The sequence below is a fragment of the uncultured Demequina sp. genome (genome assembly GCF_913055775.1).
Lineage (GTDB): Bacteria > Actinomycetota > Actinomycetes > Actinomycetales > Demequinaceae > Demequina.
This window is the reverse complement of the sequence record NZ_CAJXJX010000012.1, coordinates 1-24,769: the sequence shown is the minus strand read 5'-3', so window position 1 is coordinate 24,769 and position 24,769 is coordinate 1. Positions and strand designations below refer to the sequence as shown.

The 24,769-nt window shown below is 69.4% G+C and carries 19 protein-coding genes; 12 read left to right on the top strand and 7 right to left on the bottom strand.

Annotation, left to right across the window (positions count from 1 at the left end; translation table 11 throughout):
* Positions 1 to 103 precede the first annotated feature (103 nt).
* Together QZ483_RS02325 and QZ483_RS02320 are read right to left on the bottom strand one after the other, a co-directional pair.
* Complete coding sequence (locus tag QZ483_RS02325) at positions 104 to 1,435, bottom strand: ABC transporter substrate-binding protein (protein WP_297081376.1); 1,332 nt, start codon at positions 1,433 to 1,435, stop codon at positions 104 to 106.
* 243 nt (positions 1,436 to 1,678) lie between these two features.
* Entirely contained in the window at positions 1,679 to 4,186 is a 2,508-nt protein-coding gene (locus QZ483_RS02320) for a glycoside hydrolase family 2 protein (RefSeq protein ID WP_297081375.1), read from the bottom strand.
* A gap of 336 nt (positions 4,187 to 4,522) precedes the next feature.
* Between QZ483_RS02320 and pflB the strand changes: the two genes are divergently transcribed.
* Complete coding sequence (gene pflB / locus QZ483_RS02315; RefSeq protein ID WP_297081374.1) at positions 4,523 to 6,796, top strand: formate C-acetyltransferase; 2,274 nt, start codon at positions 4,523 to 4,525, stop codon at positions 6,794 to 6,796.
* Positions 6,797 to 6,897: 101 nt separating this feature from the next.
* Positions 6,898 to 7,716, top strand: coding sequence for a pyruvate formate-lyase-activating protein (gene pflA / locus QZ483_RS02310; protein ID WP_297081373.1), 819 nt, complete (start codon positions 6,898 to 6,900; stop codon positions 7,714 to 7,716).
* 33 nt (positions 7,717 to 7,749) lie between these two features.
* On the opposite strand, the gene QZ483_RS02305 is transcribed toward pflA, so the two are convergent.
* Positions 7,750 to 8,769, bottom strand: coding sequence for an SLAC1 anion channel family protein (locus tag QZ483_RS02305; protein ID WP_297081372.1), 1,020 nt, complete (start codon positions 8,767 to 8,769; stop codon positions 7,750 to 7,752).
* A gap of 79 nt (positions 8,770 to 8,848) precedes the next feature.
* Here QZ483_RS02305 and QZ483_RS02300 point away from each other — a divergent pair, with 79 nt between their 5' ends.
* Entirely contained in the window at positions 8,849 to 9,322 is a 474-nt protein-coding gene (locus QZ483_RS02300) for a rhodanese-like domain-containing protein (protein WP_297081371.1), read from the top strand.
* Between the two features lie 4 nt (positions 9,323 to 9,326).
* On the opposite strand, the gene QZ483_RS02295 is transcribed toward QZ483_RS02300, so the two are convergent.
* A complete protein-coding gene (locus QZ483_RS02295) occupies positions 9,327 to 10,313 on the bottom strand; it encodes an SLAC1 anion channel family protein (RefSeq protein WP_297081370.1) in 987 nt (328 codons plus the stop codon).
* 172 nt (positions 10,314 to 10,485) lie between these two features.
* Between QZ483_RS02295 and QZ483_RS02290 the strand changes: the two genes are divergently transcribed.
* The 3 genes from QZ483_RS02290 (at position 10,486) to adhE (ending at position 14,980) form a co-directional block, all read left to right on the top strand.
* Entirely contained in the window at positions 10,486 to 11,904 is a 1,419-nt protein-coding gene (locus tag QZ483_RS02290) for an OFA family MFS transporter (protein ID WP_297081369.1), read from the top strand.
* A 2-nt stretch (positions 11,905 to 11,906) separates the two neighbouring features.
* On the top strand, positions 11,907 to 12,041 hold the full coding sequence (locus QZ483_RS02285) for a hypothetical protein (RefSeq protein ID WP_297081368.1): 135 nt from the start codon (positions 11,907 to 11,909) through the stop codon (positions 12,039 to 12,041).
* A gap of 218 nt (positions 12,042 to 12,259) precedes the next feature.
* The gene (gene adhE / locus QZ483_RS02280; protein WP_297081367.1) at positions 12,260 to 14,980 is read left to right on the top strand and encodes a bifunctional acetaldehyde-CoA/alcohol dehydrogenase; all 2,721 of its coding nucleotides are present in this window, start codon (positions 12,260 to 12,262) and stop codon (positions 14,978 to 14,980) included.
* A 140-nt stretch (positions 14,981 to 15,120) separates the two neighbouring features.
* Here the strand turns inward: adhE and QZ483_RS02275 are convergent, their stop codons facing one another.
* Positions 15,121 to 16,419: an ion channel protein gene (locus QZ483_RS02275; protein ID WP_297081366.1), complete on the bottom strand. Its 1,299-nt coding sequence runs from the start codon at positions 16,417 to 16,419 to the stop codon at positions 15,121 to 15,123.
* 71 nt (positions 16,420 to 16,490) lie between these two features.
* On the opposite strand from QZ483_RS02275, the gene prfB reads away from it, so the two are divergent.
* On the top strand, positions 16,491 to 17,603 hold the full coding sequence (gene prfB / locus QZ483_RS02270; RefSeq protein WP_297081365.1) for a peptide chain release factor 2: 1,113 nt from the start codon (positions 16,491 to 16,493) through the stop codon (positions 17,601 to 17,603).
* A gap of 27 nt (positions 17,604 to 17,630) precedes the next feature.
* Here the strand turns inward: prfB and QZ483_RS02265 are convergent, their stop codons facing one another.
* Positions 17,631 to 18,038, bottom strand: coding sequence for a hypothetical protein (locus QZ483_RS02265; protein ID WP_297081364.1), 408 nt, complete (start codon positions 18,036 to 18,038; stop codon positions 17,631 to 17,633).
* Positions 18,039 to 18,198: 160 nt separating this feature from the next.
* Between QZ483_RS02265 and ftsE the strand changes: the two genes are divergently transcribed.
* The 4 genes from ftsE (at position 18,199) to smpB (ending at position 21,715) form a co-directional block, all read left to right on the top strand.
* Complete coding sequence (gene ftsE / locus QZ483_RS02260) at positions 18,199 to 18,891, top strand: cell division ATP-binding protein FtsE (protein ID WP_297081363.1); 693 nt, start codon at positions 18,199 to 18,201, stop codon at positions 18,889 to 18,891.
* On the top strand, positions 18,891 to 19,802 hold the full coding sequence (gene ftsX, locus QZ483_RS02255; RefSeq protein WP_297081362.1) for a permease-like cell division protein FtsX: 912 nt from the start codon (positions 18,891 to 18,893) through the stop codon (positions 19,800 to 19,802). The genes ftsE and ftsX overlap by 1 nt, the downstream gene beginning before the upstream one ends.
* Positions 19,799 to 21,145, top strand: a complete 1,347-nt coding sequence (locus tag QZ483_RS02250) for a M23 family metallopeptidase (RefSeq protein ID WP_297081361.1) — start codon at positions 19,799 to 19,801, stop codon at positions 21,143 to 21,145. The genes ftsX and QZ483_RS02250 overlap by 4 nt, the downstream gene beginning before the upstream one ends.
* Positions 21,146 to 21,253: 108 nt before the next feature.
* Positions 21,254 to 21,715 (top strand): SsrA-binding protein SmpB, encoded by a 462-nt coding sequence (smpB, locus tag QZ483_RS02245; protein WP_297081360.1) that lies wholly within the window; start codon positions 21,254 to 21,256, stop codon positions 21,713 to 21,715.
* 161 nt (positions 21,716 to 21,876) lie between these two features.
* Here smpB and QZ483_RS02240 read toward each other — a convergent pair whose 3' ends face one another.
* Entirely contained in the window at positions 21,877 to 23,583 is a 1,707-nt protein-coding gene (locus QZ483_RS02240) for an HNH endonuclease signature motif containing protein (RefSeq protein ID WP_297081359.1), read from the bottom strand.
* Positions 23,584 to 23,747: 164 nt separating this feature from the next.
* On the opposite strand from QZ483_RS02240, the gene QZ483_RS02235 reads away from it, so the two are divergent.
* On the top strand, positions 23,748 to 24,680 hold the full coding sequence (locus tag QZ483_RS02235) for a formate/nitrite transporter family protein (protein ID WP_297081358.1): 933 nt from the start codon (positions 23,748 to 23,750) through the stop codon (positions 24,678 to 24,680).
* Positions 24,681 to 24,769 lie beyond the last annotated feature (89 nt).

The following is a 24,769-nucleotide window of genomic DNA, read 5'->3' as shown; positions in this document are numbered from 1 at the left end:
CTCCGTTGGTCATGAACGCTCGTGATGGAAGTCTAGGGATGGACGGTGAAACGGGGGCGAGCCTCGCTGGACTCGCCCCCGCTCCGTCCGTCATCGCGTGGGATTACGCGTCGGCTGCCTCAGCGGCGGCGACTGCCTCGTCCCAGGCGTCCTCCGGAGCGATGTTGCCTGCCTGCACCTCGTTCAGCACCGTCTCCACCGCGGAGCGGATGGTGGCGTTGTTCGGGGCGTAGTAGATCGCACCAGGGATGTCACCCGCGGTCTTGGTGAAGATCTGACCGGTCGGAGCGCCGTTGAAGAACGGGTTCTCCTGGGCCTGGATGCCCGGCTCGTCCCAGATCGAGGACTGCGACGGGAGGTTTCCGGTCTCGTCGAAGATCGCGATCTGCTGCTCGGGCTGGATGACCCACTCGATGAAGTTGTAGGCCTCCTGAGTGGTCGCCTCGTCGAACTGGGCGGGGATCGTGTAGAACGAACCGCCCCAGTTGCCACCGGGTCCGGGGATGTCGGCGATGTCCCAGGTGCCCTCGGGGGCACCGGAGTCGATGATGTTCGCCTGCATCCACGCGGGGCAGGGCAGCGTCGCGAAGTCGCCGTTGCTGAAGCCGGTGTTCCACTCCGGGCCCCAGGGCTGGATGTTCGCGGACAGGCCCTTCTCGATGATCTCGAGAGTCAGGTCGAAGGCAGGCTTGCTCGCCTCCATGTCCAGCTCGTTGTTGCGGTTGTAGTAGGCGTAGCCCGTGCCGAGCTGCGTCTGCGCCGCATTCATGATCTGCGTCACGTTGTCGACGAACGCGGAGCCCGAGGCGGCGACGTACTCCTCGCCCAGGGTGATGTAGTCCGACCAGCCGTCGCCCCACGCGGCCGACACGTCGTCGCGAGCGTCCGGCAGACCGGCCTCAGCGAACAGGTCGTGGCGGTAGCACATGGCCAGACCACCGACGTCGGAGCCGAGGCCGATGACGTAGGAGCCGTCGGCGGAGGCCGCCTGGCCCCACTTCCAGTCGAGGTAGTTCTCCTCGTACTTGCCGGCGCCCAGGTCGAGCAGGTTGACGAAGTTCTCCTGCTGCGCGAGGAAGCCAGCCATGTAGCCCTCGTCGATCGCGGAGACCTCGGAAGCGCCGGAGCCGGCGATGAGTGCCTGCGTCAGCTTGTCGTGCTGGGCGCCGTACTCGCCGGAGTCCAGGTTGATGGTCACGTGCGGGTTGTCGGCGGTGTACTGCTCGGCGAGCGACTCCAGGCCGAAGGTTCCCCAGTACGAGACGTTCAGCGTGACGGGCTCGGCCTCTGCCGGCTCCTCGGTCTCCTCAGCGCTCGTAGGCTCGTCGCTGGGCTCCTCGTCGCCACCGTCTCCGCTCGAGCAGGCAGTCAGCAGCATTGCCGACGCCGCACCGACGGCGAGAGCGGTCGCCGTCCGGGATCGAGTCCACTTCATAGTTGATTCCCCTTAGGTGAATTCGTACGCCCCCTCGTTGGGACGCACTGTCACCCTAGCCGCGTCCGAAACCTTTCGACAGACCCTCCGATTACGACTTGGTTACGATCACGAATCGTTTCGAGCGCGGTTTGCCCGGATCGTTTCGATTCGCACGTTCGTCGCCCGCGTCCTGACGCACGAGCGCCCGGCCCCGCACGCGTGCGGGGCCGGGCGCTGCGCACGTTCGGTGAGGGCCCTCCGTCAGCCCACCAGCGCGTTCACGGAGACCAGCACACGACCGTCGAGGAAGCGCTCGGCCGCCACGTCCGCGTCGCACGCGACGCGGAACACGTGGGTCTCGCCGGGCGCCACGGTGACCAGCGCGTCGTCCACCGTCGCGTCCGGGTGCACCTTGTCGGCGAGCACGGTCAGGTCGCGCACCAGGGAGGACGCGGTCACCTTCACCTCGTACCCGCCCGCGACAGCGTGGGCCGATGCGGCCAGCGGCGCCTTCTCGTAGGCGACATCCTTGTCCTCGGCGAACAGGTGCAGCGCTCGCGCATGGCCGTCGTCGCCGGGGTAGCCGGCATCCGCGATGAGCGCCTCGGCGGTGGCGTCGCCCGCCTCCCGCACGTGCGCAGGGACCTCGATCGTGGCCACGCCGCGAGAGTCCACCGACAGGTGCGCCGTGGCGACCGCGAGCTCGCCGCCGTCGAGCCCCATGCGCGTGAACGTCAGCGTCTCCGACCACGGCTCGTCGGTGTCGTTGATGGCCACCAGGTGAACGGCGCCCGCGGGGTCGTTCGAGCCGTCCTCCGCGCGCGGCTGGAACGTCAGCAGTCGCGGCTCGAACGCGTGCTTGAGCGCGTACCACAGCGGCTTGCGACGCTCGTCTCCGTCGACCGCGGCCCACGACGTCACGGGCCAGCAGTCGTTGAGCTGCCACACGATCGCGCCCGCGCACTGCGGCCACCACGAGCGGTAGTGCTCGATGCCGTACTGGATGGCGCGCGCCTGGTTCAGAGACGTGGCCCAGTGCCACTCCTCGAAGTCCGCGCCCGCAGGCAGGTGGGGCTCGAGGCCGCGGTTGAGCTTGTCGTTGCCGGACTCCGCCTTCTGGTGCATGAGCCAGCCCTCGGAGTCCTGACGGCGCTGGTCCTCGGGAAGGCTGCGGGTGACGGTCGCCCACGTCGCCGGCCCCTGGAAGCCGAACTCCGACATGAAGCGCGGCACGTACCGCCGGTACTCGGAATAGTCGAGCTGGTTCCACACCTCCCACTCGTGCGACGTGCCCCAGGCCTTGTCGTTGGGGTGGACGTCCTCGAAGTGCTGGAAGGGGCTGTAGGGCGAGGACGGCGTGTAGAAGCGCGTGGGGTCGAGCTCCGCGACGATCTCGGGAAGGATCTCCTCGTAGTACTTGATGCCCCACGAGCCGTCGCCGCCCACGACCGCGGGCCAGCCCCAGTCGCACCAGCCCCAGATGTTCTCGTTCGAGCCGTTGTACATGACGAGGGACGCGTGCGGGGTGAGACGCGTGACGTTCTCGCGGGCCTCGGCCCGCACCTCCTCGATGATGGGCGAGCCCTCGTGGTACGCGGCGCACGCGAACGGAAAGTCCTGCCAGACCATCACGCCCCGCTCGTCGCAGAGGTCGTAGAAGTCCTCTGTCTCGTAGATGCCGCCGCCCCAGATCCGGATGAGGTTCATGTGGGCGTCGACCGCCTGGTCGATGCGGCGGGCCAGGCGCTCGCGGGTGATGCGGGTCATGAGGTGGTCGTCGGGGATCCAGTTGGCGCCCTTGACGAAGATGGCGCGGCCGTTGACCACGTAGGTGAAGCCCGCGCCGTCGCCCTCGTCGGTCACCTCGACCTGCACGGTGCGGAAGCCGATGCGGCGGTCGTAGCTGTCGAGGCACTCGTCGGACGAGCGCAGCTCGACCGCCAGGTCGTACAGGCGCGCCTCGCCGTGGCCGTGGGGCCACCACAGCTCGACGTCGGGCACCTCGACCACCACGACCGCGGTGGACTCGCCCGGGTCGATGGTGGCGGTCGCCTCCACGCCGGCGACGCTCGCGACGACTGTCAGGGGCTCGTCCGCGGCCCGCTCGACGTCCACGTGCGCCTCGACGCGGCCGTGCGTCCCGTCCACCGTCACCAGAGGCCGCACGGCGTCGAGCCGCGCGGTGCGCCAGCGCTCGATCCGCACGCCCTTCCAGATGCCGGCGGTCTGCAGGTCGGGACCCCAGTCCCACCCGAACGAGCACGCCATCTTGCGGATCGCGTGGAACGGGTGGGGGTACGGGCTGGGCCGGAAGCCGATCTCGTCCTGCACGCCGTTCGCGTACTCGAGCGCGGAGTCGAAGTCGACCTCGAGTGCGTTCGCACCCGGCTCGATGAGCTCTCGCACGTCGAAGCGGTAGGAGCGGTGCATGTTCTTGGTGCGGGCGACCTCGGTGCCGTTGAGGCGCACGGTCGCCACGGTGTCGAGGCCGTCGAAGACCAGGTCGACGCGCTCGCCGTCGGTCGCGGGCGTCGCGGAGAATGCCGTCGCGTAGCGCCACGAGCAGCTCCACATCCACTCGAGCGCCTTCTCGTTCCGGTCGAGGTACGGATCCGGGATGAGACCCTCACGGAGCAGGTCCACGTGCGTGGTGCCGGGCACCTCTGCCGGGATCGTCGCGCCGGCGACACCCTCGGGAGCCTCGCCCGCCAGGTGCGTGAGGGACCAGCCCTCGTGGAGGGGATTCTGAATGAGGGTGACAGCCGTCATGGGTGCGCTCCAGGAGAGGTATCGAAACGTTATGGGTGGACTGGCGACCAGTCTGCCACGCGCGCGACGCCGTGCGACGCAGGGCAGTCCTGGGATGCTCCCGTCCATCCTGGCACGGCGGCGCGTGGCGGCGCCGCGGCCTCGCCTCCTGAGCAGGGCCGATGCGCGGGGTGAGTGCCGCTGCCAGCGTGACCGCCGCATCGGCCGGGTGCCGTCGACGACAAAGGGCCCTAGGTCCCAAGCGCGTCAGGCCCCTGAGGCGTAGTTTCAAAGAATCACCGGTGATCGCCCGACCCGGGCGAGCCGGAAAGCACGCCCCACAGGGAGGAACCGAGAATGACCGCCACCGATATCCCCGCATCGGCCGCCGACACCGTCGCCCACGCGAACGAGTGGAGGGGCTTCGAGCGCGGCCCGTGGGCCGACGCCATCGACGTCCGCGGATTCATCCAGGCCAACTACGAGCCCTACGAGGGCGATGACTCGTTCCTCGCCGGTCCGACCGCCCGCACCACGGGCGTGTGGGACACGCTCTCCGGGATGTTCCCGGAGGAGCGCGAGAAGGGCGTGTACGACGTCGACTATTCGACCCCGGCGACCATCACGGCGCACGCGCCCGGCTACATCGACCAGGACGCGGAGGTCATCGTCGGCCTCCAGACCGACGCTCCGCTGAAGCGCGCGATCATGCCGTTCGGCGGCTGGCGCATGGTCGTCAAGGAGCTCGAGACCTACGGCTACCCGGTGCTCCCAGAGCTCGAGGAGACCTTCTCGAAGTACCGCAAGACCCACAACGACGGCGTGTTCGACGCCTACCCGCCGAACGTGCGCGCCGCACGCAGCTCCCACATCGTCACCGGCCTGCCTGACGCGTATGGCCGTGGCCGCATCATCGGCGACTACCGCCGCGTGGCCCTGTACGGCGTGGACGCGCTGATCGAGGGCAAGAAGATCGAGCGCATGCAGCTCGACATGGAGCGCTCGACCGAGGAGATCATCCGCGACCGCGAGGAGAACTCGGAGCAGATCAAGGCTCTGAATGAGCTCAAGCAGATGGCGGCCTCGTACGGCTACGACATCTCGGGGCCCGCGGCCACCTTCCGCGAGGCCGTGCAGTGGCTCTACTTCGGCTACCTCGCCGCGGTCAAGGAGCAGAACGGCGCCGCAATGTCGCTGGGCCGCACCTCGACCTTCCTCGACGTCTACGCCTCGCGCGACATCGCCGAGGGCACCCTCACCGAGGAGGCCGCGCAGGAGATCATCGACGACTTCGTCATCAAGCTGCGCATCGTCCGCTTCCTGCGCACCCCGGAGTACGACGCCCTGTTCTCGGGCGACCCCACGTGGGTCACCGAGTCCATCGGCGGCATCGGCGACGACGGTCGCCCGCTGGTCACCAGGACCTCGTTCCGCTTCCTGCAGACGCTGTACAACCTGGGCCCGGCCCCCGAGCCGAACCTGACCGTGCTGTGGAGCGACCAGCTGCCCCGGGGCTTCAAGGAGTTCTGCGCGAAGGTCTCGATCGACACCTCGTCGATCCAGTACGAGTCCGACGATCTGCTCCGCGACCAGTGCGGCGACGACGCGGCGATCGCCTGCTGCGTGTCCGGCATGGAGGTCGGCAAGCAGATGCAGTTCTTCGGCGCCCGCGTCAACCTCGCCAAGGCGATGCTGTACGCGATCAACGGCGGCCGGGACGAGGTCTCGGGCAAGCAGGTCTCGCCGGTGAGCGCCCCGGTCGAGGGCGACGTCCTCGACTTCGACGATGTCATGGAGAAGTTCGACGGCCTGTTGGACTGGCTCGCCGAGACCTATGTCGACGCGCTGAACGTCATCCACTACATGCACGACAAGTACGCGTACGAGCGCATCGAGATGGCGTTGCACGACCGCGAGATCCTCCGGACCATGGCCTGCGGCATCGCTGGCCTGTCGGTGGCGGCGGACTCGCTGTCCGCCATCAAGTACGCCAGGGTCACGCCGGTCCGTGACGAGACCGGGCTCGTCGTCGACTACTCGACCGAGGGCGAGTACCCGACCTACGGCAACGACGACGACCGTGTCGACGACATCGCCGTGGACCTGGTTCACCGCTTCATGGAGAAGGTGCGCCAGCAGCCCACCTACCGGGGCGCCAAGCACACGCAGTCCGTGCTCACGATCACCTCGAACGTGGTGTACGGCAAGGCGACGGGCAACACGCCCGACGGGCGGCGCGAGGGCGAGCCCTTCGCACCCGGTGCGAACCCGATGAACGGGCGCGACAACCACGGCATCGTCGCGTCGGCGCTGTCCGTGGCGAAGCTCCCGTACGACGACGCGCAGGACGGCATCTCGCTCACCACCACGGTGGTTCCGTCGGGCCTGGGCCGCGACAAGACGGAGCAGGTGCAGAACCTCGTGGGTGTGCTCGATGCCTATACCGTCTCGCACGGCTTCCACATGAACGTCAACGTGCTCAACCGCGACACCCTCGAGGACGCGATGGAGCACCCGGAGAACTACCCGCAGCTGACCATTCGCGTGTCCGGCTACGCCGTGAACTTCGTGCGACTCACCCGCGAGCAGCAGCTCGACGTGCTGTCGCGGACGTTCCACGCCGGCCTCTAGGACCGCGTAGGCTCCACCACGACAGGCGCCCCGCTCCGCTCTCAGCGGGGCGGGGCGCCGCTCTTTACCCTCATCGACGCCCACTCAGGAGGCCGGTCCGCATGACATCCGAGGAGAACCCCGCAGGGCTGGTCTCTCCGCCCATGGAGATCGCCGACCGCGAGCTGGCGGCGTCCGAGGACATCCGGGACCACCTGAGCGGGTCCGTGCACTCGTGGGACCTCGTGACCGGCGCGGACGGCCCGGGCACGCGGATGACGCTGTTCCTCGCCGGCTGCGGCATGCGCTGCCAGTACTGCCAGAACCCGGATACGTGGAAGATGCGCGACGGCGTGCGGCACACGGTCGACGAGGTCATGGAGCGCGTGTCCCGGTACACGAAGATCATGCAGGTCACCGGCGGGGGACTCACGATCTCGGGCGGCGAGCCGCTGCTGCAGGCCAAGTACGTGGTCAACATCTTCCGGCGGTGCCACGAGCTGGGGATCCACACGGCTCTCGACACGGCGGGGCTGCTCGGGGCACGGCTGAGCGACGAGGAGCTCGAGCTCGTGGACCTGGTGCTGCTCGACATCAAGTCGGGCCTGCCGGAGACCTACACGCGCGTGACCGGTCGTCCGCTGCAGCCCACGATCGACTTCGCGAAGCGCCTGCACGCGCTGGATCGCAAGGTCTGGGTCCGGTTCGTGCTGGTGCCGGGGCTCACCGACGCCGTCGAGAACGTCGAGGCGATCGCGGACATCGTCGAGCCGCTCACCAACGTCGAGCGGCTCGAGGTGCTGCCGTTCCACCAGCTGGGTCGCGACAAGTGGGCCGCGACGGGGGAGCCCTACCTCCTGGGGGACACCGAGCGCCCCACGCCGGAGCTCATCGAGCGGGTCAAGAAGCAGTTCTCCGACCGCGGCATCCCGGTGATGTAGTGCGCCGACTCGGTGGCGCGCTCTCTGCGCCGCTCAGACCTTCTGCGGCCGGAACAGGTCCCCGCGCCATGCCATGGCGGCCGTGCGGTACGTCAGCATGCCCAGGAGCAGCGTGAGAATCGCGAGGCAGATGACCCCCACGACCCGGTGGCCCGCCCACGTGCCCGCGTCCGCGCTCGCGATCAGCGCCACGGATGCGGAGCCGAGCGGGAACGTGTACGCCCACCACGACAGCGCGAACGGCGCCCGCCGGAGCGTGTCGACCTGGGTCGCCAGCAGCAGCAGGTGGAACAGCACGAGCGAGCGCAGCACGTGCGCCAGCGGCGAGTCCATGGATCCGCCCAGGCTCACCCAGGCCGTGAGCGCGACCGCGGGCGGGGCGATGAGGACGGCGAGCGTGGGCGCGAGCGCCGCGGGCATGGCCTCGACGGCGATCAGCCGGTGCAGCACGAGCGGCAGCAGAGCGAGGTAGTAGACGCCGCCCACGGAGAAGAAGAACCAGTTGAGGTCCACGGCGGCGATCTCGACGCCCGCGATCGGGACCGCCAGCATGCCGATCATCGGGATGAGCCACGCGGGATGGATGTCGCGCGTCGAGATGCCCGACTGCGCGACCCACGCCCGCACCATGCCCACGGTCAGCACCACCTGCGTGACCGCGCCCGCCCACCACAGCGCCGCGGCGGGGCCGGGCGCGGTGTCGAGGAACGTCGCGGCGAGCAGCAGCATCGAGATCGACAGGGTGCCGGCGAAGGGCATGGTGGACGGACGCGCCCACTCGCGCCGCACCGCGCCGGGGTGGAGCACCAGCTTCGCTCCGTAGGTGATGGCGACCGCGATGAACGCGCCCAGCGCGATCCACGCCAGCACCTCACCCGTGGTGCTCGTCCACTCCAGCACGTCCGAGTCGCGCCGCCACGCGAGCGACGTCCCCGACAGTCCCATCGAGATGCCGAAGGCAGTGATCGGGAAGTTCGCGAGGGAGCGGGGCGGCGCCTCCGCGGAGGCGCCCGCCGTCGCCGGGTCCTGGGCTCGGGCCGGGTCCTCGGTCATGGCGCCGCAGTCTATCGAGGGCCGATGCGCGTGCGGGGCGGCGGACGCAGGAAAATACCCCATGGGGTATAGTGGTGCGATGATCTCCTCACGTCTGATGAACCTGCCGCGCCTGCTCAAGGTCGGCGCGCTCGCCGCCGCGCTCGCCGTCTCGGTGGCCGCGTGCAGCGCGCCCGATGGCGGCGCCGACCAGGACCTCGCTGCCGTGGCCTCCGTCCAGGGCGATGCCGCGCCCGAGTTCACGGGCGCACATGTCGATGCGGCGTCCTTCGCCGCCGCCGTCGCGGAGCCGGGCGTCACGATCATCGACGTGCGCACCCCCGAGGAGTTCGCCCAGGGCCACCTGCCGGGCGCGGTCAACATCAACCTGCAGCATGCCGGCTTCGCCGAGGCCATCGGCGAACTCGACGCCGACGCCTCCTACGCCGTGTACTGCCGCTCCGGCAACCGCTCGCGCGGTGCCATCGAGGTCATGACGGCGGCCGGCATCGACGCGACGGTGGGACTCGAGGGCGGCATCGGGGCGTGGGCCGGCGAGGTCGTCACCGGCTGACGCCTCATCCCTCCGGGATGCAGATCTGCCGGCGGCGCACGGCAACGCCCGTCCTCACGGCCATGCCGACGACGAGCACCGTGGTCGCCGCGAGAAGCGCACCGGCGATCCATGCGTACGCGACTCCCAAGCCGGCGTCCGCGGCTGAGCCGACGGCGACCGTGGCCGCGGCGAGTGGGAACGTGTAGGCCCACGAGGACAGCGCGAAGGGCACTGCCCGCAGGGCGGGAGCCTGCGAGGCGAGCAGGGCGACCTGCAGCAGCACGACCGCAAGCAGCACCTGGGCGAGGGGATCGCTCCACGCGCCTCCCAGGCGCACCCACGCGAGTGCGCCCACCGCCGGCGGGGCCACCAGGATGGCGAGCGTGGGGGCGAGCCGAGGGGGCATGACCCCCGCGATGAACAGGCGCGACAGCACCACGGGAAGCAGCCCCAGCCAGTAGACGGCGCCGACGCCGAAGAAGTACCACGACACCTGCACGGGGGCGTGGTCCACTCCCGCGAGCGGCGCGACCAGGTTGCCGACGACGGGGATGAACCAGGCGGGGTGCACGTGGCCGGGCTGGATCTCCGCATCGGCGATCCACGTGCGCAGCGCGCCCACGGTCACCACGGCCATGAGTGACGCGCCCACCCACCACAGGCCGGCCGAGAGCGCGGGCGCGGTCTCCAGCATCGCCACGGCGAGGACGAGCGGAGCGACGGCGACGCTGGCGGCGAACGCTGAGCGCACGGGATGGCGCCACTCGGCGACCACGGCGCTGGGGTGGCGGGCGAGCTTGAGCGCGTACGCCACGGTGAGCGTGGCGAGCACGGCGAGTCCCAGCCAGGCCACCGCCTCGCCCACGATCGCGGGCAGGCCCCAGCGCTGGTGCGCACGCTCCCAGGCGACGGCCGTGCCGCCGAGACCCATGACGATGGCAAATGCACCGACGGGCAGGTGCGCGAGGCTCGGGGTCTGCTGTGCCACGGCGGCGTCAGGTCGGGTCATGGCTCGTGGTCCTCTCGTCGCGCTGCGGGTGCGCTGGGCTCGGGGTGCTCCAGATACCCATAGGGGTATCACACTCCGGGGTCCGCACGCGATAGGCCCTTGGTCCCTTTCGATCGCGCCGGTCGAGCGGAAGCATGAGGGAATCGGAAGTCCTCACACAGGGAGAACAATGATGTCCGTCCTCAGCCGTGACCGCACCATCGCGCCGCCCGGGTACAACCGCTGGCTGGTGCCCCCGGCCGCGCTCGCCGTGCACCTCAGCATCGGCCAGGTGTATGCCTTCAGCGTCTTCAAGGACGCGCTCATCGATCGCTTCGACGCGACGCACACCCAGATCGGCATGATCTTCTCGATCTCGATCGTGATGCTGGGCCTGTCGGCCGCCTTCGGGGGCCGGTGGATGGAGCGCACCGGCCCGCGCGCCACGATGGTGGTCGCCGCGTTCTCGTGGGCGGGAGGCTTCGGCATCGCGTCGCTGGGCGTCGCGTCGGAGCAGCTGTGGCTCGTCTACCTGGGGTACGGCGTCCTGGGCGGCATCGGACTGGGACTGGGGTACATCTCGCCGGTGTCCACGCTGATCAAGTGGTTCCCGGACCGTCCCGGTCTCGCGACGGGACTGGCGATCATGGGATTCGGCGGAGGCGCCATGCTCGCCGCACCGCTGTCGCAGTTCCTGCTCAGCACCTACGCTGATGAGCCGTCCGAGGCGCTCGTGCCGTCCTTCCTCACGCTGGGCGCGCTGTACTTCACGCTGATGCTGCTGGGAGCGGCCGTGATCCGCGTTCCCGCCAAGGGCTGGCTGCCCGACGGCTGGGAGCCGTCGGAGCACCGCGCCAAGGTCTCGAGCGGCGGCCAGGTGAGCGCCAAGAACGCGATCAAGACCCCGGCGTTCTGGTTCCTGTGGATCGTGCTCTTCACCAACGTCACTGCGGGCATCGGCATCCTCGAGAACGCGAAGCCCATGATCGAGGACTACTTCCCGCAGATCACCGCCGCGGCCGCTGCCGGCTTCGTGGGGCTGCTGTCGCTCGCCAACATGGCGGGCCGCATCGGCTGGTCGAGCCTGTCGGACGTCATCGGGCGCAAGCTCACATACGTCATGTACCTCGGCGTGGGAGCGCTCGCGTACACGGCCGTCGCGCTGTTCGGGCCGGCGTCCATCGCGCTGTTCGTGCCGCTCGTGGTGCTGATCATCAGCTTCTACGGCGGCGGGTTCGCCACGATCCCCGCCTACCTCAAGGATGTGTTCGGGGAGTTCGAGGTGGGGGCGATCCACGGTCGTCTGCTGACGGCGTGGTCCGCCGCCGGCGTGGCCGGGCCGCTCATCATCAACTCGGTGCTCGACGCGCTCGAGGGCCAGGGTCTCGAAGGCTCGGACCTGTACCGGCCCTCGCTGCTGGTCATGGTCGGCGTCCTCTGCGTCGGCTTCGTCGCCAACCTGCTCGTGCGCCCCGTGGCGGCCAAGTGGCTCGAGCACGCGGACGCGGTTCCTGACCACGAGCGTCACCACGCCGACGGGCCGCCGTCGGCGTCCACGCCGCCGCTGGCAGGCGACACCACCGACAACCAGCTCGCGTCAACGAAGGGATGATCATGAGCGACCGCAATGAGGCGCCCCGCCACTCGTCCAACCCGCTGGCGATCGTCCTGTGGGTGATCGTCGGATCGGGACTCCTGTACGGCGTGAGCCAGACGGTCATCAAGGCCGCAGCGCTCTTCACCGGCTAGGGAGACGGAGCGTGCCGACGCAAGGCCCAGCTTCTGGAGAGTGAAGGAAGCCGGGCCTCGGCGCCGGGGCCGTCATCATCCCTCGTAGGTGACCACAACGGCGTGCGTCTGGGTCCTAGGTCCCCGGGACCTATGCCCCTGGGAAGGTGTCCGCCTGCACCCTAGATTCGAAGTATCAGGGACGCAGGGTGCGCCCCACCTTCCCGGGAGGAATCGCCATGACCGCCACCGCCGAATCCACCGCCACGGCCCCCTCAGTGGCCGAGGAGATCGACCGCCTGGTCGCCAACGCCCAGAAGGCGCTCGACGACTACTCGGCCTTCACCCAGGACGACGTCAACCTGCTCGTCAAGAAGGCGTCCGTCGCAGCCCTGAACCAGCACGGCGATCTCGCCGTGAAGGCCGTCGAAGAGACCGGCCGCGGGGTGTTCGAGGACAAGGCCGTGAAGAACATCTTCGCGTGCGAGCACGTCACCCACTCGATGGGTCCCATGAAGACGGTGGGCGTCATCAACGACGACCCGCTGCTAGGCATCACCGAGATCGCCGAGCCCGTGGGCGTCATCTGCGGCGTCACCCCCGTGACCAACCCCACGTCGACGGCCATCTTCAAGTCGCTCATCGCTCTCAAGACCCGCAACCCGATCATCTTCGCGTTCCACCCGAGCGCGCAGAACTCGTCCGTGGCGGCCGCCCGCATCGTGCGTGACGCCGCGATCGAGGCCGGCGCGCCCGAGAACTGCATCCAGTGGGTGGAGGCGCCCTCCATCGACGCGACCAACGCGCTGATGAACCACGATGGCGTCGCGCTGATCCTCGCCACCGGCGGCAACGCGATGGTGAAGGCGGCCTACAGCTGCGGCAAGCCTGCCCTGGGCGTCGGCGCCGGCAACGTGCCCGCCTACATCCACGAGTCGGCCAAGCTCAAGAGGGCCATCAACGACATCGTCATCTCGAAGGCCTTCGACAACGGCATGGTCTGCGCGTCGGAGCAGGCCGCGATCATCGACGCGAGCATCTACGACGAGGCCCTCGCCGAGCTCGACCGCCTGCACGCCTACCGCGTGACCGCTGACGAGAAGGCCAAGCTCGAGGAGTTCATCTTCGGCGTCCAGGCCAACGGCGCGAACTGCGCGGGTGCGAAGCTCAACCCCACCGTCGTGGGCAAGTCGCCGCAGTGGATCGCCGAGCAGGCAGGCTTCGAGGTGCCGGAGGAGACGTCGATCATCCTCGCCGAGGTCTCCGAGGTCGGAGAGTCGGAGCCGCTGACCCGCGAGAAGCTGTGCCCGGTGCTGGCCGTCCTCAAGGCTGACTCGACCGAGCAGGGCCTGCTGATGTCCGAGCAGATGGTCGAGTTCCACGGCCTGGGCCACTCGGCCGCGATCCACGCGACCGACCAGGCGCTCATCCAGGAGTTCGGCCGCCGTGTGAAGGCCGTCCGCGTCATCACCAACTCGCCCTCGAGCCAGGGCGGCATCGGCGACATCTACAACGCCTTCCTGCCGTCGCTGACCCTGGGCTGCGGCTCCTACGGACACAACTCGGTGAGCAATAACGTCACCGCCGTGAACCTCGTGAACGTCAAGCGCATCGGCCGGAGGAACAACAACATGCAGTGGTTCAAGGTGCCGGCCAAGACCTACTTCGAGCCCAACTCGATCCGGTACCTCAAGTCGATGCCCGACGTCGAGCGCGTCACGATCATCACGGACTCGACCATGACTCGCATCGGCATCGTCGACAAGATCCTCGACGTGCTCAACCGCCGCGAGAACAAGATCTCCGTGCAGATCATCGACAACGTCGAGCCGGAGCCGTCGATCAAGACCGTGAAGGCCGGTGCCGAGGTACTGCGGGCATTCAAGCCCGACACGCTCATCGCGGTGGGCGGAGGCTCGCCCATGGACGCCGCGAAGGTCATGTGGCTCATGTACGAGCACCCGGACGTGGTCTTCAGCGACCTGAAGGAGAAGTTCTTCGACGTCCGCAAGCGCGCCTTCGCGTTCCCCAAGCTGGGCGAGCTCGCCAAGCTCGTGTGCATCCCGACCACGTCGGGCACCGGCGCGGAGGTCACCCCGTTCGCGGTCATCACTGACACCGACACGGGCCGCAAGTACCCGCTCGCGGACTACGCGCTGACCCCGACCGTGGCGATCGTGGACCCGGTGCTGACGGCCAACCTGCCCTCGCGGGTGGCCGCGGACTCCGGCTTTGACGCTCTCACCCACGCGACCGAGGCGTTCGTGTCCGTCTACGCGAACGACTTCACCGACGGCATGGCCCTGCAGGCCATCCGGCTGGTCTTCGAGAACATCGAGGAGTCGGTCACCGTGGGCGGCAGCGCCGAGCAGGCGCGCGAGAAGATGCACAACGCCGCAACCATCGCGGGCATGGCCTTCGGCAACGCGTTCCTGGGCCTCGTGCACGCGATGAGCCACGTCACGGGATCGATGTTCCACGTCGCGCACGGCCGCACCAATGCCGTGTACCTCCCGCACGTGATCCGCTACAACGGCAAGGTCCCGACCAAGCCGACCTCGTGGCCCAAGCAGGAGTCGTACGTGGCGCCCGAGCGCTTCCAGGCGATCGCCAAGATGCTGGGTCTGGCCCACTCGACCCCGGAGGAGGCCGTCGAGGCCTACGCCACGGCCGTCGAGGAGCTGCGCGACAAGGTCGGCATCGAGCGGTCCTTCCAGGAGGTGGGCCTCGACGAGGCCGAGTTCCTGAGCTCGCTCGACACCCTCGCCATGAACGCCTACGAGGACCAGTGCGCACCCGCGAACCCGCGCCTGCCGATGCTGGCCGACATGAAGGTGATGATGGAGGCCGCCTACTACGGCGTCCGTTACGAGGACGTCAAGAACCGTGCGGTCAAGGCCGAGGCCCCCAAGGCCAAGGCCGCCGCCAAGACCTCGCGCGCCAAGAAGGCCGCGAAGTAGGGACGCGGCCCGGGCCACCCGCCCGGGCGCGCGGATCCCGCCAGTCGTCGTCGGTCCGGACACAACCGGCGCGAACGGGGCCCCGGTACTTCGGTACCGGGGCTTTCCCGTGTCCTGGTTGTGCTTGGTCGCCTGTGCGGTCAGGCCGCGGTCACGTTGTGCGGATCGATCTGGTCGTCCTCGTCCTGGACCAGCATCTCGGGCGACGAGGTGACGAGCAGCCAGGTCGGCAGCACCACGATGCACAGGACCGCCAGCATGTCGATCTCTCCGCTGACCGCGACGGCGATGAACAGCGCGAGCCACCCATCGCGACCCACGGCCAGGACCGCGCCCAGCACGCCGCACGCCACGGCCATGAGGATCGGCAGGTCCGGCACCACGGACTGCACCGCCAGGCCTGCGGCGGCGCCGATGAACACCGCAGGGAAGATGCGGCCTCCCCGGAAGCCCGCTGCCGCGGCGATCGTGAGGGCTGCGACCTTGACGAGCGTGACGAGCACCAGCTCCCACGTGGACATGTCGGGCGCTCGCGAGATGAGCTCTCCGGTCTGCTCGGCGCCCTTGAACAGCGTGATGGGTCCGCCGATCACGCCCAGCACGCCCAGCGCGAGGCCGCCCACCGTGGCGTAGAGGACGGGGCTGCTCAGGCGGCGCAGGAGCCGCCACACGCGCGGCATGGCCCACGCGCCGGCGATGCTGACGAGGGCGGCGACCAGCGCGGCGACGATGCCCCACACGACCTGCATGACGGTGGCGCCGTCGTATCCCACCCCCTCCGGCATCTCGAGCGCGACGCCCAGGGCGTCGGCCGTGATCGCGGCGGCAGCGGCGGCCGCCACGGGCCCGAACAGCCGGTCCCACAGCAGGCCGCCGCGCTTCGCGGCGGCCACCATCTCGGTGAGCAGCAGCGCCGCGGCGACGGGTGAGCCGAACATCGCCCCGAGCATCCCGGAGGCCGCCATCATGAGCGCCATCTCGACCGAGATCTTCTTCGCGAACCGGCGCGTGAACCACACGGATACGGCGATCGCGATCGCGATGATGGGACTCTCCGGGCCCAGCGAGATGCCGCCTGCGAGGCCCAGGATCAGGGCGAGTGCGACGCCGGGCAGCGCGGACAGCGGCAGCGGTGGCGCCACCAGCTCGACCTTGGCAGGGTCGTGCCCGCCGCGGCCCGGGGCATACCGGAGCACCAGCCCGACGGCCGTGCCCGTGATGGTGAGCACGCCCACGATCCACCACGCCGCATCGGGCGCGAAGCCCAGCCACTCCGGCAGGTGCTCCCACCACAGGTGTTCCAGCACCAGCGCGACCTCGTCGATGCCCCACAGCAGAACGCCGGTCATCACACCGATGACGAGCGCGGGAAGCGTGATCGCCATGAGGAGCCGATGCGTGGGCACGGGGGGAGCGTCAGTCGCCTGCTCGTCGCTCATGGGTCGAGCATACGAGGGGCGACGTCGGCGCGACCGAGCACCATGCGCATCGGCCGATAGACTCGTCTGTCGTGGATACCGACTTCCCCGCCGAGATCGCCGCACTGCGCGGAACCTTCGAGCAGATCGAGGCCGTGAGCGACCCGGAGAACCTGCGAGCGAAGGTCGCCGAGCTTGAGGAGCAGGCCGCCGCGCCCGACCTGTGGGACGACCAGGAGAATGCGCAGGCGGTCACCACCGCGCTCAGCAGCGCCAACAACGAGCTCGAGCGGCTGTCCACCATGCGCGGCCGGATCGACGACCTCGAGGTGCTGGTGGAGCTGGGTGTCGAAGGCGAGGACGAGGCGACGCTCGAGGAGGCCGCTTCTGAACTCGGCAAGGTCAAGACGGACCTGTCCGCCATGGAGGTCCGGACGCTGATGACGGGGGAGTGGGACGAGCGCAATGCGGTCGTCACGATTCGCTCGGGCGCCGGCGGTGACGACGCCACCGACTTCGCGGAGATGCTGCTGCGCATGTATCTGCGGTGGGCCGAGCGCCACGGCTACGCGACCAAGGTGCTCGACACGTCGTACGCGGAGGGCGCGGGCATCAAGTCGGCGACCTTCGAGCTCAACGCCCCGTACGCTTTCGGCACGCTGTCCGTCGAGGCCGGCACGCACCGCCTCGCGCGCATCAGCCCGTTCGGCTCGGCAGACAAGCGCCAGACCAGTTTCGCCGCGGTCGAGGTGATCCCGCAGATCGAGTCCACCGACCACATCGAGGTGCCGGAGAGCGACATCAAGGTCGACGTCTTCCGCTCGTCCGGCCCCGGCGGGCAGTCGGTGAACACCACCGACTCCGCTGTGCGCATCACCCACCTGCCGTCGGGCATCGTCGTGTCGATGCAGGACGAGAAGTCGCAGATCCAGAACCGTGCCGCCGCGATGCGCGTGCTGCAGTCGCGCCTGCTCCTGCTCAAGAAGGAGGAGGAGGCCGCGCAGAAGAAGGAGCTCGCGGGCGACATCAAGGCGAGCTGGGGCGACCAGATGCGCTCGTACTTCCTCTACGGGCAGCAGCTCGTCAAGGATCTGCGCACCGGCCACGAGGTGGGCAACCCCCAGGTGGTCTTCGACGGCGACCTCGACGGCTTCATCGACGCCGGCATCCGCTGGCGCCGCCAGCAGCAGTCCGCCGACGCCTGAAGCGAGAGGCCCGGGACCGGACTCGGATCAGCGCCGGTGATACACCAGGGCCGAGCGCACGTGGGCGCGCAGCTCCTCGACCGGTAGCTCGCCGGTCGCGGGCACGATCACGGCGCGAGTGCCGTCGTACTCGAGCAGGTCGCCGTGCTCGGCGCGGAACTCGTCGACCAGGCTGGTCTGGCAGTGCGTCAGGATCGCGACGTCCGACCCGGAGCCGATGCGGTCGATGCGTAGGGTGGTCCCGGTGCGCGGGCGCACGGGCAGGATGCTGGGCTGGCCCCACTTGAGCGCTTCACGCACCGCGCCGATGTCCTCGCTGTCACGGACCACGTCCCACACGAGGGCCCGGAGCTCGAGGATCCGATCCTGCACCTCGTCCGGATACCCGGAGATCGCGTCCTCGACCTCAGCAGGCACGGGCGGTGCGTCGGCCATGGCGTCCCTCCTCGGCTTCGACGCTAGCGCAGCCGACGCGTGTGCGCGTGTCCGCGCTGTGACCCATCTCGCACCCGCGCTCCGGCGCGCCTGACCCCGATAGCTGCGGCGCCTTCCTACCCTGCAAGAAGCGCGGGTCCGTCCCCCCGTGCTTGGAAGCATGATTCGACTCGATAACGTCAGCAAGGTCTACACCCGCGGTGCACGGCCTGCGCTCGACAACGTCTCCGTGGAGATCGAGCGCGGGGACTTCGTGTTCCTCGTGGGCTCCTCGGGGTCCGGCAAGTCCACGTTCCTCAAGTTGATCCTGCGCGAGGAGCGCCCCACGGTGGGCGACGTCTACGTGGCCGGCCGCCACCTCAACCGGCTGTCGAGCTGGCGCGTGCCGCACCTGCGGCGCGAGATCGGCGCGGTGTTCCAGGACTTCCGCCTGCTTCCTAACAAGACCGTGTATCAGAACGTGGCCTTCGCCCTGCAGGTGATCGGCAAGTCCCGGCGCGAGATCGAGCAAAACGTTCCGGAGATGCTCGAGCTCGTGGGTCTCGCGGGCAAGGAGCGGCGGCTGCCGCACGAGCTGTCCGGCGGCGAGCAGCAGCGCGTCGCTGTCGCGCGCGCGTTCGTGAACCGGCCTCCGATCCTGTTGTGCGACGAGCCCACGGGCAACCTCGACCCCGGGACGTCGGTGGGCATCATGCGCCTGCTCGACCGGATCAACCGCACCGGCACCACCGTACTGATGGCGACGCACGACGACGAGATCGTGGACCAGATGCGCAAACGCGTGATCGAGCTCAAGGGCGGGCACCTGGTGCGCGACCAGGATCGCGGCGTCTATGGACTGGAGACCGTCTGATGCGCCTGCGGTTCATTCTCGGCGAGGTCTGGAACGGGCTCCGACGCAACTCGACCATGGCGCTGTCCGTGGTGCTCGTGACCTTCGTGTCGCTGACCTTCGTGGGCGCGGCCGCCCTCACGCAGATGCAGGTGCAGCAACTGCGCGACGCCTGGTACGGCAAGGTCGAGGTGTCGATCTTCCTGTGCCCCGAGAACTCGCTGTTCGAGCAGTGCGCCTCCGGCGGCGTCACCGCCGCTCAGGAGGCCGACATCCTCGCGGTCCTGGAGGAGGGCTCCGTCGCGAACCTCGTGGACGAGGTCTACTACGAGACCCGCGAGGAGGTCTACGAGAACATCGTCGCCTCCGACGACACCGGTGTGTACTCGCAGCTCGATGCCGCGGACCTGGGCCCCGTCTTCCGCGTCAAGCTGTCCGACCCCGAGCAGTTCCAGGTGGTCGCCGACGCGACCGCCGGCCTGACGGGCGTCGAGGAGGTCCAGGATCAGCGCGAGGTCTTCGACCAGCTGTTCACGTTCCTGAACGCGGCGACATTCGTGGCCGCGGGCCTCGCCGCGGTGATGATGCTCGCCGCCGTGCTGCTCATCACCACCACGATCCGGCTGTCCGCGCTGAGCCGCCGCCGTGAGACCACGATCATGCGGATGGTCGGCTCGTCGAAGAGCCTCATCCAGATGCCGTTCGTGCTCGAGGGCGCCGTGGCGGCGACCGCCGGAGCGTTTCTGGCGATCGGCGGCCTGTGGCTCGGCGCCCGGTACCTGGTCGAGGACTGGCTGACGGGGTCGATCGTGTGGGTGGACTACATCGGGCGCGACGACGTGTGGACGGTCGCACCGTGGCTGATCGCGATCGCCGTGGGCCTCGCCGCGCTCGCGTCGCTGGTCACGCTCGGGAGGTACACGCGCGCATGAGCGGTACCCGCAGGCTGGTTCTGGTGGTGGCGGCGATCCTCGCGGTCGCCATCATGACGGGCTACGCCGTAGGAGCGGCTTCGGCGCTCGGCGACTCGGCCGCCGCCAAGTCCTCGGACGACTATCAGGACGAGATCGACGACACCGAGGCGGAGCGCCGGGCCGCGGAGGCGCGGGCGGACGAGATCGCTCACGCTCTCGAGGACACCGATGCGCGCATCGTCGAGGCCGACGCGCAGCTGCGGGCCCTCAACGCGGATCTGGAGGTCGCTCAGGAGGAGCTCGAGGAGGCCGATCGCAAGGTCGATGCTGCCGTGGTCGAGCAGGGGATCGTCGCCGACAAGCTGGCGGCTGCCGAGGCACAGGACGCCGCGATCACCGAGCAGATCGCCGAGGACGAGGAGCGCACCGCACACCTGGAGGCGCTCGTCGCCGCGATCGCGCGCGAGACCTACAAGGGCGACGATGCGACTGCCGGGCTGGACATCGTGTTCGGCTCCGCGGACACTCGCGAGTTCGTCGACGAGTACACGGCGCAGCAGTCGGCCGCGCGGGTGCAGTCGAACACCCTCGCCGAGCTGGACGAAATCGCGGCGGTGAACCGCAACCGCGGTGCGCGTCAGGAGGCGGTGCGCGACTACATCGCCGAGCTGAAGGCCGAGGCCGATGCGCTCGTTGTCAAGCTCGAGGGCCTGCGCGACGAGGCCCAGGTCAAGCGCGACGAGGTCGAGGTGCTGCTCGACGAGCAGGAGGAGCTGCGCCAGTACCTCGAGTCGCAGCGCGAGGCCTTCATCGCCCAGCAGGAGGAGAACGAGCGGCTCCAGCGGCAGCTCCGCAACCAGGTGCTGGCGCTGTTCGAGAAGAAGGAGGCCGCCGAGGCGCGGGAGGAGGCCGCGCGCCGCGCCGCCGCCGCTCAGTCGAACACGCTCGGCAAGGGCTACCTCTCGTTCCCCACCAAGGTGCCATACAAGACGTCGTCGTTCGGCATGCGCGTGCACCCCATCTACGGCTACGCCCGGCTCCACGCCGGGACTGACCTGCGCGCGTACTGCGGCACGCCCATCTATGCCGCGGCGACGGGCACCGTCGAATGGGCGACCTATCAGCCCGGCTACGGCAACCAGGTGCTGATCGACCACGGCTACGTGGGCGGCAAGTCGCTCATCACGAACTACAACCACCTGTCGAGCTACGCGGTTCGGTCGGGCCAGAAGGTCGCGCGCGGCGACCTGCTCGGGTACTCCGGCAACACCGGTTCGTCGACGGCCTGCCACCTGCACTTCGAGACCTACGTCAACGGCGTGGTGGTCAACCCGGAGACGCTGCTGCCGAACTTCCCGTAGTACCGCGGGAACGTCTCGCGCCCGGCCGATGCGCGGATCGCCTACACTCGTACCTCGCGTCTGTGCGTGTCCAGCTCCCGCGGGAGCACCGAGTCGAGGAGGTGAGTCATGGCAGGCGAGAAGGTGGTCGCGACCAACCGGTCGGCCAGGCATGACTACTTCATCGACCAGACCTATGAGGCGGGCCTCGTGCTGCAGGGCACCGAGGTCAAGGCTCTGCGGGAAGGTCGCGCGTCCATCGGGGACGGCTACGTGCACGTCGAGGGCACCGAGGCGTGGCTCGAGAACGTCCACATCCCGGAGTACGTGCAGGGAACGTGGACCAATCACGCGCCTCGCCGTCGCCGGAAGCTGCTGCTGCACCACGCGGAGATCGACGAGCTCCTGGTCAAGACCCGCGAGAAGGGCTTCACGATCGTGCCGCTGAGGCTGTACTTCGTGAAGGGCCGTGCGAAACTCGAGATCGGCATCGGCCGAGGCAAGAAGCTCTACGACAAGCGGCAGACGCTCCGCCAGAAGCAGGACGACCGCGAGGCGCAGCGGGCCATGAGCCTGCGTCGTCAGGCCTAGGCGGGACCAGGACCCGCGCCTCATCTGATCCCCCAAGTCGGGTGCGGGCTGATCCGGCAAGCCCGGTGCGGGCCGAACCCTCACGTCCGGTGCGGGCTGAACCCGCAAATCCGGTGCGGGCGCCGGGTCAGGGTGATTCCCTGCACGCGCGAGCGCAGTGCTCACAGCGGCGCAAGCGCGCGCCGCGGCCTCGTGGCGACGTCCCCGCACCGGAGTCGCTTCACCGCGCACGGGCTCGTGCTCCGATGCAGGAGCGATCCCTGACCCGAGACAGAGCCCTCCCCCGGGGCACGAGTCACGCGTCGCGAGGCTGCGGCCTCTGTGGCGTCGTCGGCTGCGCGCTCGAGTTCCTCGAGAGCGGCGGGCGCGAGCGCGTCGCCATCATGGAGCATGCGCCCGCCGGGCCTTCGCCTGCGGTCGCGGTCGATGGACGCGGGTGGCGTGAACCATACCTGCGTGGGCGTGGCGTGGATGCGCCACCCTTGGCGGTGCACATCGTGATGACAGCGGGTGCACAGCATCACGCCGTTGTCGAGGTCGGTGCGACCCGATTCTCGCGACCACTCACGGATGTGGTGGGCCTCGCACCACGACGGCGGAGCGCCGCACATCGCACATCCGCCATCACGCTCGATCAGGGCGAGCTTCTGCGCTCGGGTGAACAGTCGCACGTCACGCCCCAGGTTCAGCACCGCCGCGTCCGCGGTCAGGAGCACCGGGACGATGCCGGCCTCGCCTCCCAGGCGGCGAGCGGCGGCCGCCGAGATGGGCTGACCGATCCCGTCGACCCGCGCCTCCCGCACGGTCCGCGGGACCCCCGCGTCGTCCGCACGACCGCTGGCGTCGAGGTCACCCTGAGCGTCCGTCGCGCTCATGCGGATCACGACGGTCGTGCCTGCGCCTGGAAGTGCCTCGTCCTCGCACTTGAGCACGTGGCGAGCGAGCAGGGCCAAGGCGTCCGCGCGCATCTGCGCGGGTGTGCGCACGTCGGGAGTGAGGGACGGACGGTCCCGCTTGGCGCGCAGCGAGGCGCCCACGAGGGCGTCGAGCGCGGCCTTGACAGGCGCGGCTGTCTCGACATCGAGGCGGCCGTCGATGCGGATCATGCCGTGCGGGTCCTCGAACACCTTGAGGTACCGGGCCTGCCGCGCCTCCTGCTCGCGCTCCTCGATGCCCTGGCGGTGCAGGCGTGCCTCGGTCTGACGTATCGCGCGGTTGAGCTTCGCCATCTCGAGCAGCTTCGCCTTGGCCACCAGTTCCCGCTCCGCGCGCGCCCAGGCCTCGGGATCCGCGACACCGTGCACGGACCTGAGCATGCGGGTGATCTTCGAGGCGGCCTCGACACTGATATCGGCGGCTTCGACAGCCGCCGCGACGACCATGAACGTGGGCCCAGCCTCCGGAGCCGGGTCCGGAGCGCCGGCGGGGTCTCCGGGAGTCCGAGGTTCGGGAGCGTGCGGCTCCGGTGCGTGACCGTCTGGCGCCTGAGGCTCCTGCTGAGCGCCATCGAGCGCGCCGCCGACGTCGATCAGGCGGTTCGCGTCGAACTCCGACCCTCCCGTCTGGCCGGCGATCAGGTGCGTGGGGCTGGGCTTGCCGTTGCGCCGTGACATGCCGGCAGCGCTGTCCTCCGAGGTCGACCGGGCCGCCTGCGCGTGCGAGACCTTGGCGAGCATGACGTCGACTTCGCGACGCACGCGACCGAGCGCCTCGCCCCAGGCGCGCAGCTCGCCCTGGGGCATGGCGGACAGGTCCAGGCCCGAGAGCCCTGACCCGTTTCCCACCGCCGCGCGAGCGCGCACGAGAACGTCCCCCGAGCCGGCGGCAGTCGCGCCGTACTCGGGTTGGATCTCGTGGTTGTGGGCCATGCACTGATCTCATCAGAGGCCTCTGACATCGGGCCCGATCAGGTGATGGCTCGCACCTGGCCTGTGGATGCGACCGACCGCGGCGTCACCGGGACGGAGGCAGCAGGTCCAACCCCGGACCAAAGCCCCCGCGGCCCCGTGGATGGACCCCGTAGCGTAGATGAGTGCTGAGCATCCCCGACTCCGTGACCGCGCAAGCGGACGCCGCGGCCACCAAGGTCGCCGGCACCCGCCGACCGCTGAGGTTTGTCGTCGCGGCGATGCTCGCGGGCATGTGGATCGGCATCGGCGTGACGCTCATGCTGGCCGCCGCAGGGCCTTTCGACGCCGTCGACTCACCCGCGACTCGCCTCGTGTCCGGCGCGGTCTTCGCGATCGCCCTGACCTTCGTGGTCTTCGCCGGCGGCGAGCTCGCGACCTCCGCCATGATGATCCTGCCCATCGGCGCGCTGCGCCGCACCATCACGTCGTGGCAGGCCGCGCGCACCCTCGTCTTCGTGTTCCTGGGCAACCTCGCGGGATCGCTGCTGTTCGCCTGGGCGCTGATCCAGACGGGCATCCTGCACTCGTCCGCCACGGCGGGCATGCTCGACGGGCTGCTCGAGTCCAAGATGGGGCACTCGGCCACGGAGATGCTGTTCGGCGGCATCCTGTGCAACGTGCTGGTGTCCGGCGCGATCTGGGCCGCGTCCCGTGTGCGCAGCGAGACCGCGAAGGCGATCGTCGTCTTCTGGGGCGTGCTCGGATTCATCGCGGCGGGCTTCGAGCACGTGGTCGCGAACATGACCATCTACGGTCTGGGCGTCCTGGGCGACGCCTCGGTGGACGTCTCGTGGGCGGCCTTCGGAACGAGCATGCTGTGGGTGGGCCTGGGCAACCTCATCGGCGGCATGGTCGTCATCGGCCTCGCGTACGCGTTCGTGGGCGGCACGACCGCGGAGCCTGCAACTGAAGGCGATGAGGACCCGCTGGCGGAGGCCGAGCGCGAACTGGCCGACGTCGACGCGCGCCTCGCGCTCGAGCTGCACCGCGCGGACGCGCGCGCCGGGCATCCGGCGTGGAAGAGCGGCGGCGCTCAGGACTCCGACGCCAACTGACGCAGCGCGGCGAAGCCCTCGCGTTCGCACGAGCGCGCGGTCGCTGTCACCAGCGCGACGCCGGTCCGTGCTGTGCGGTCCACGCCGAC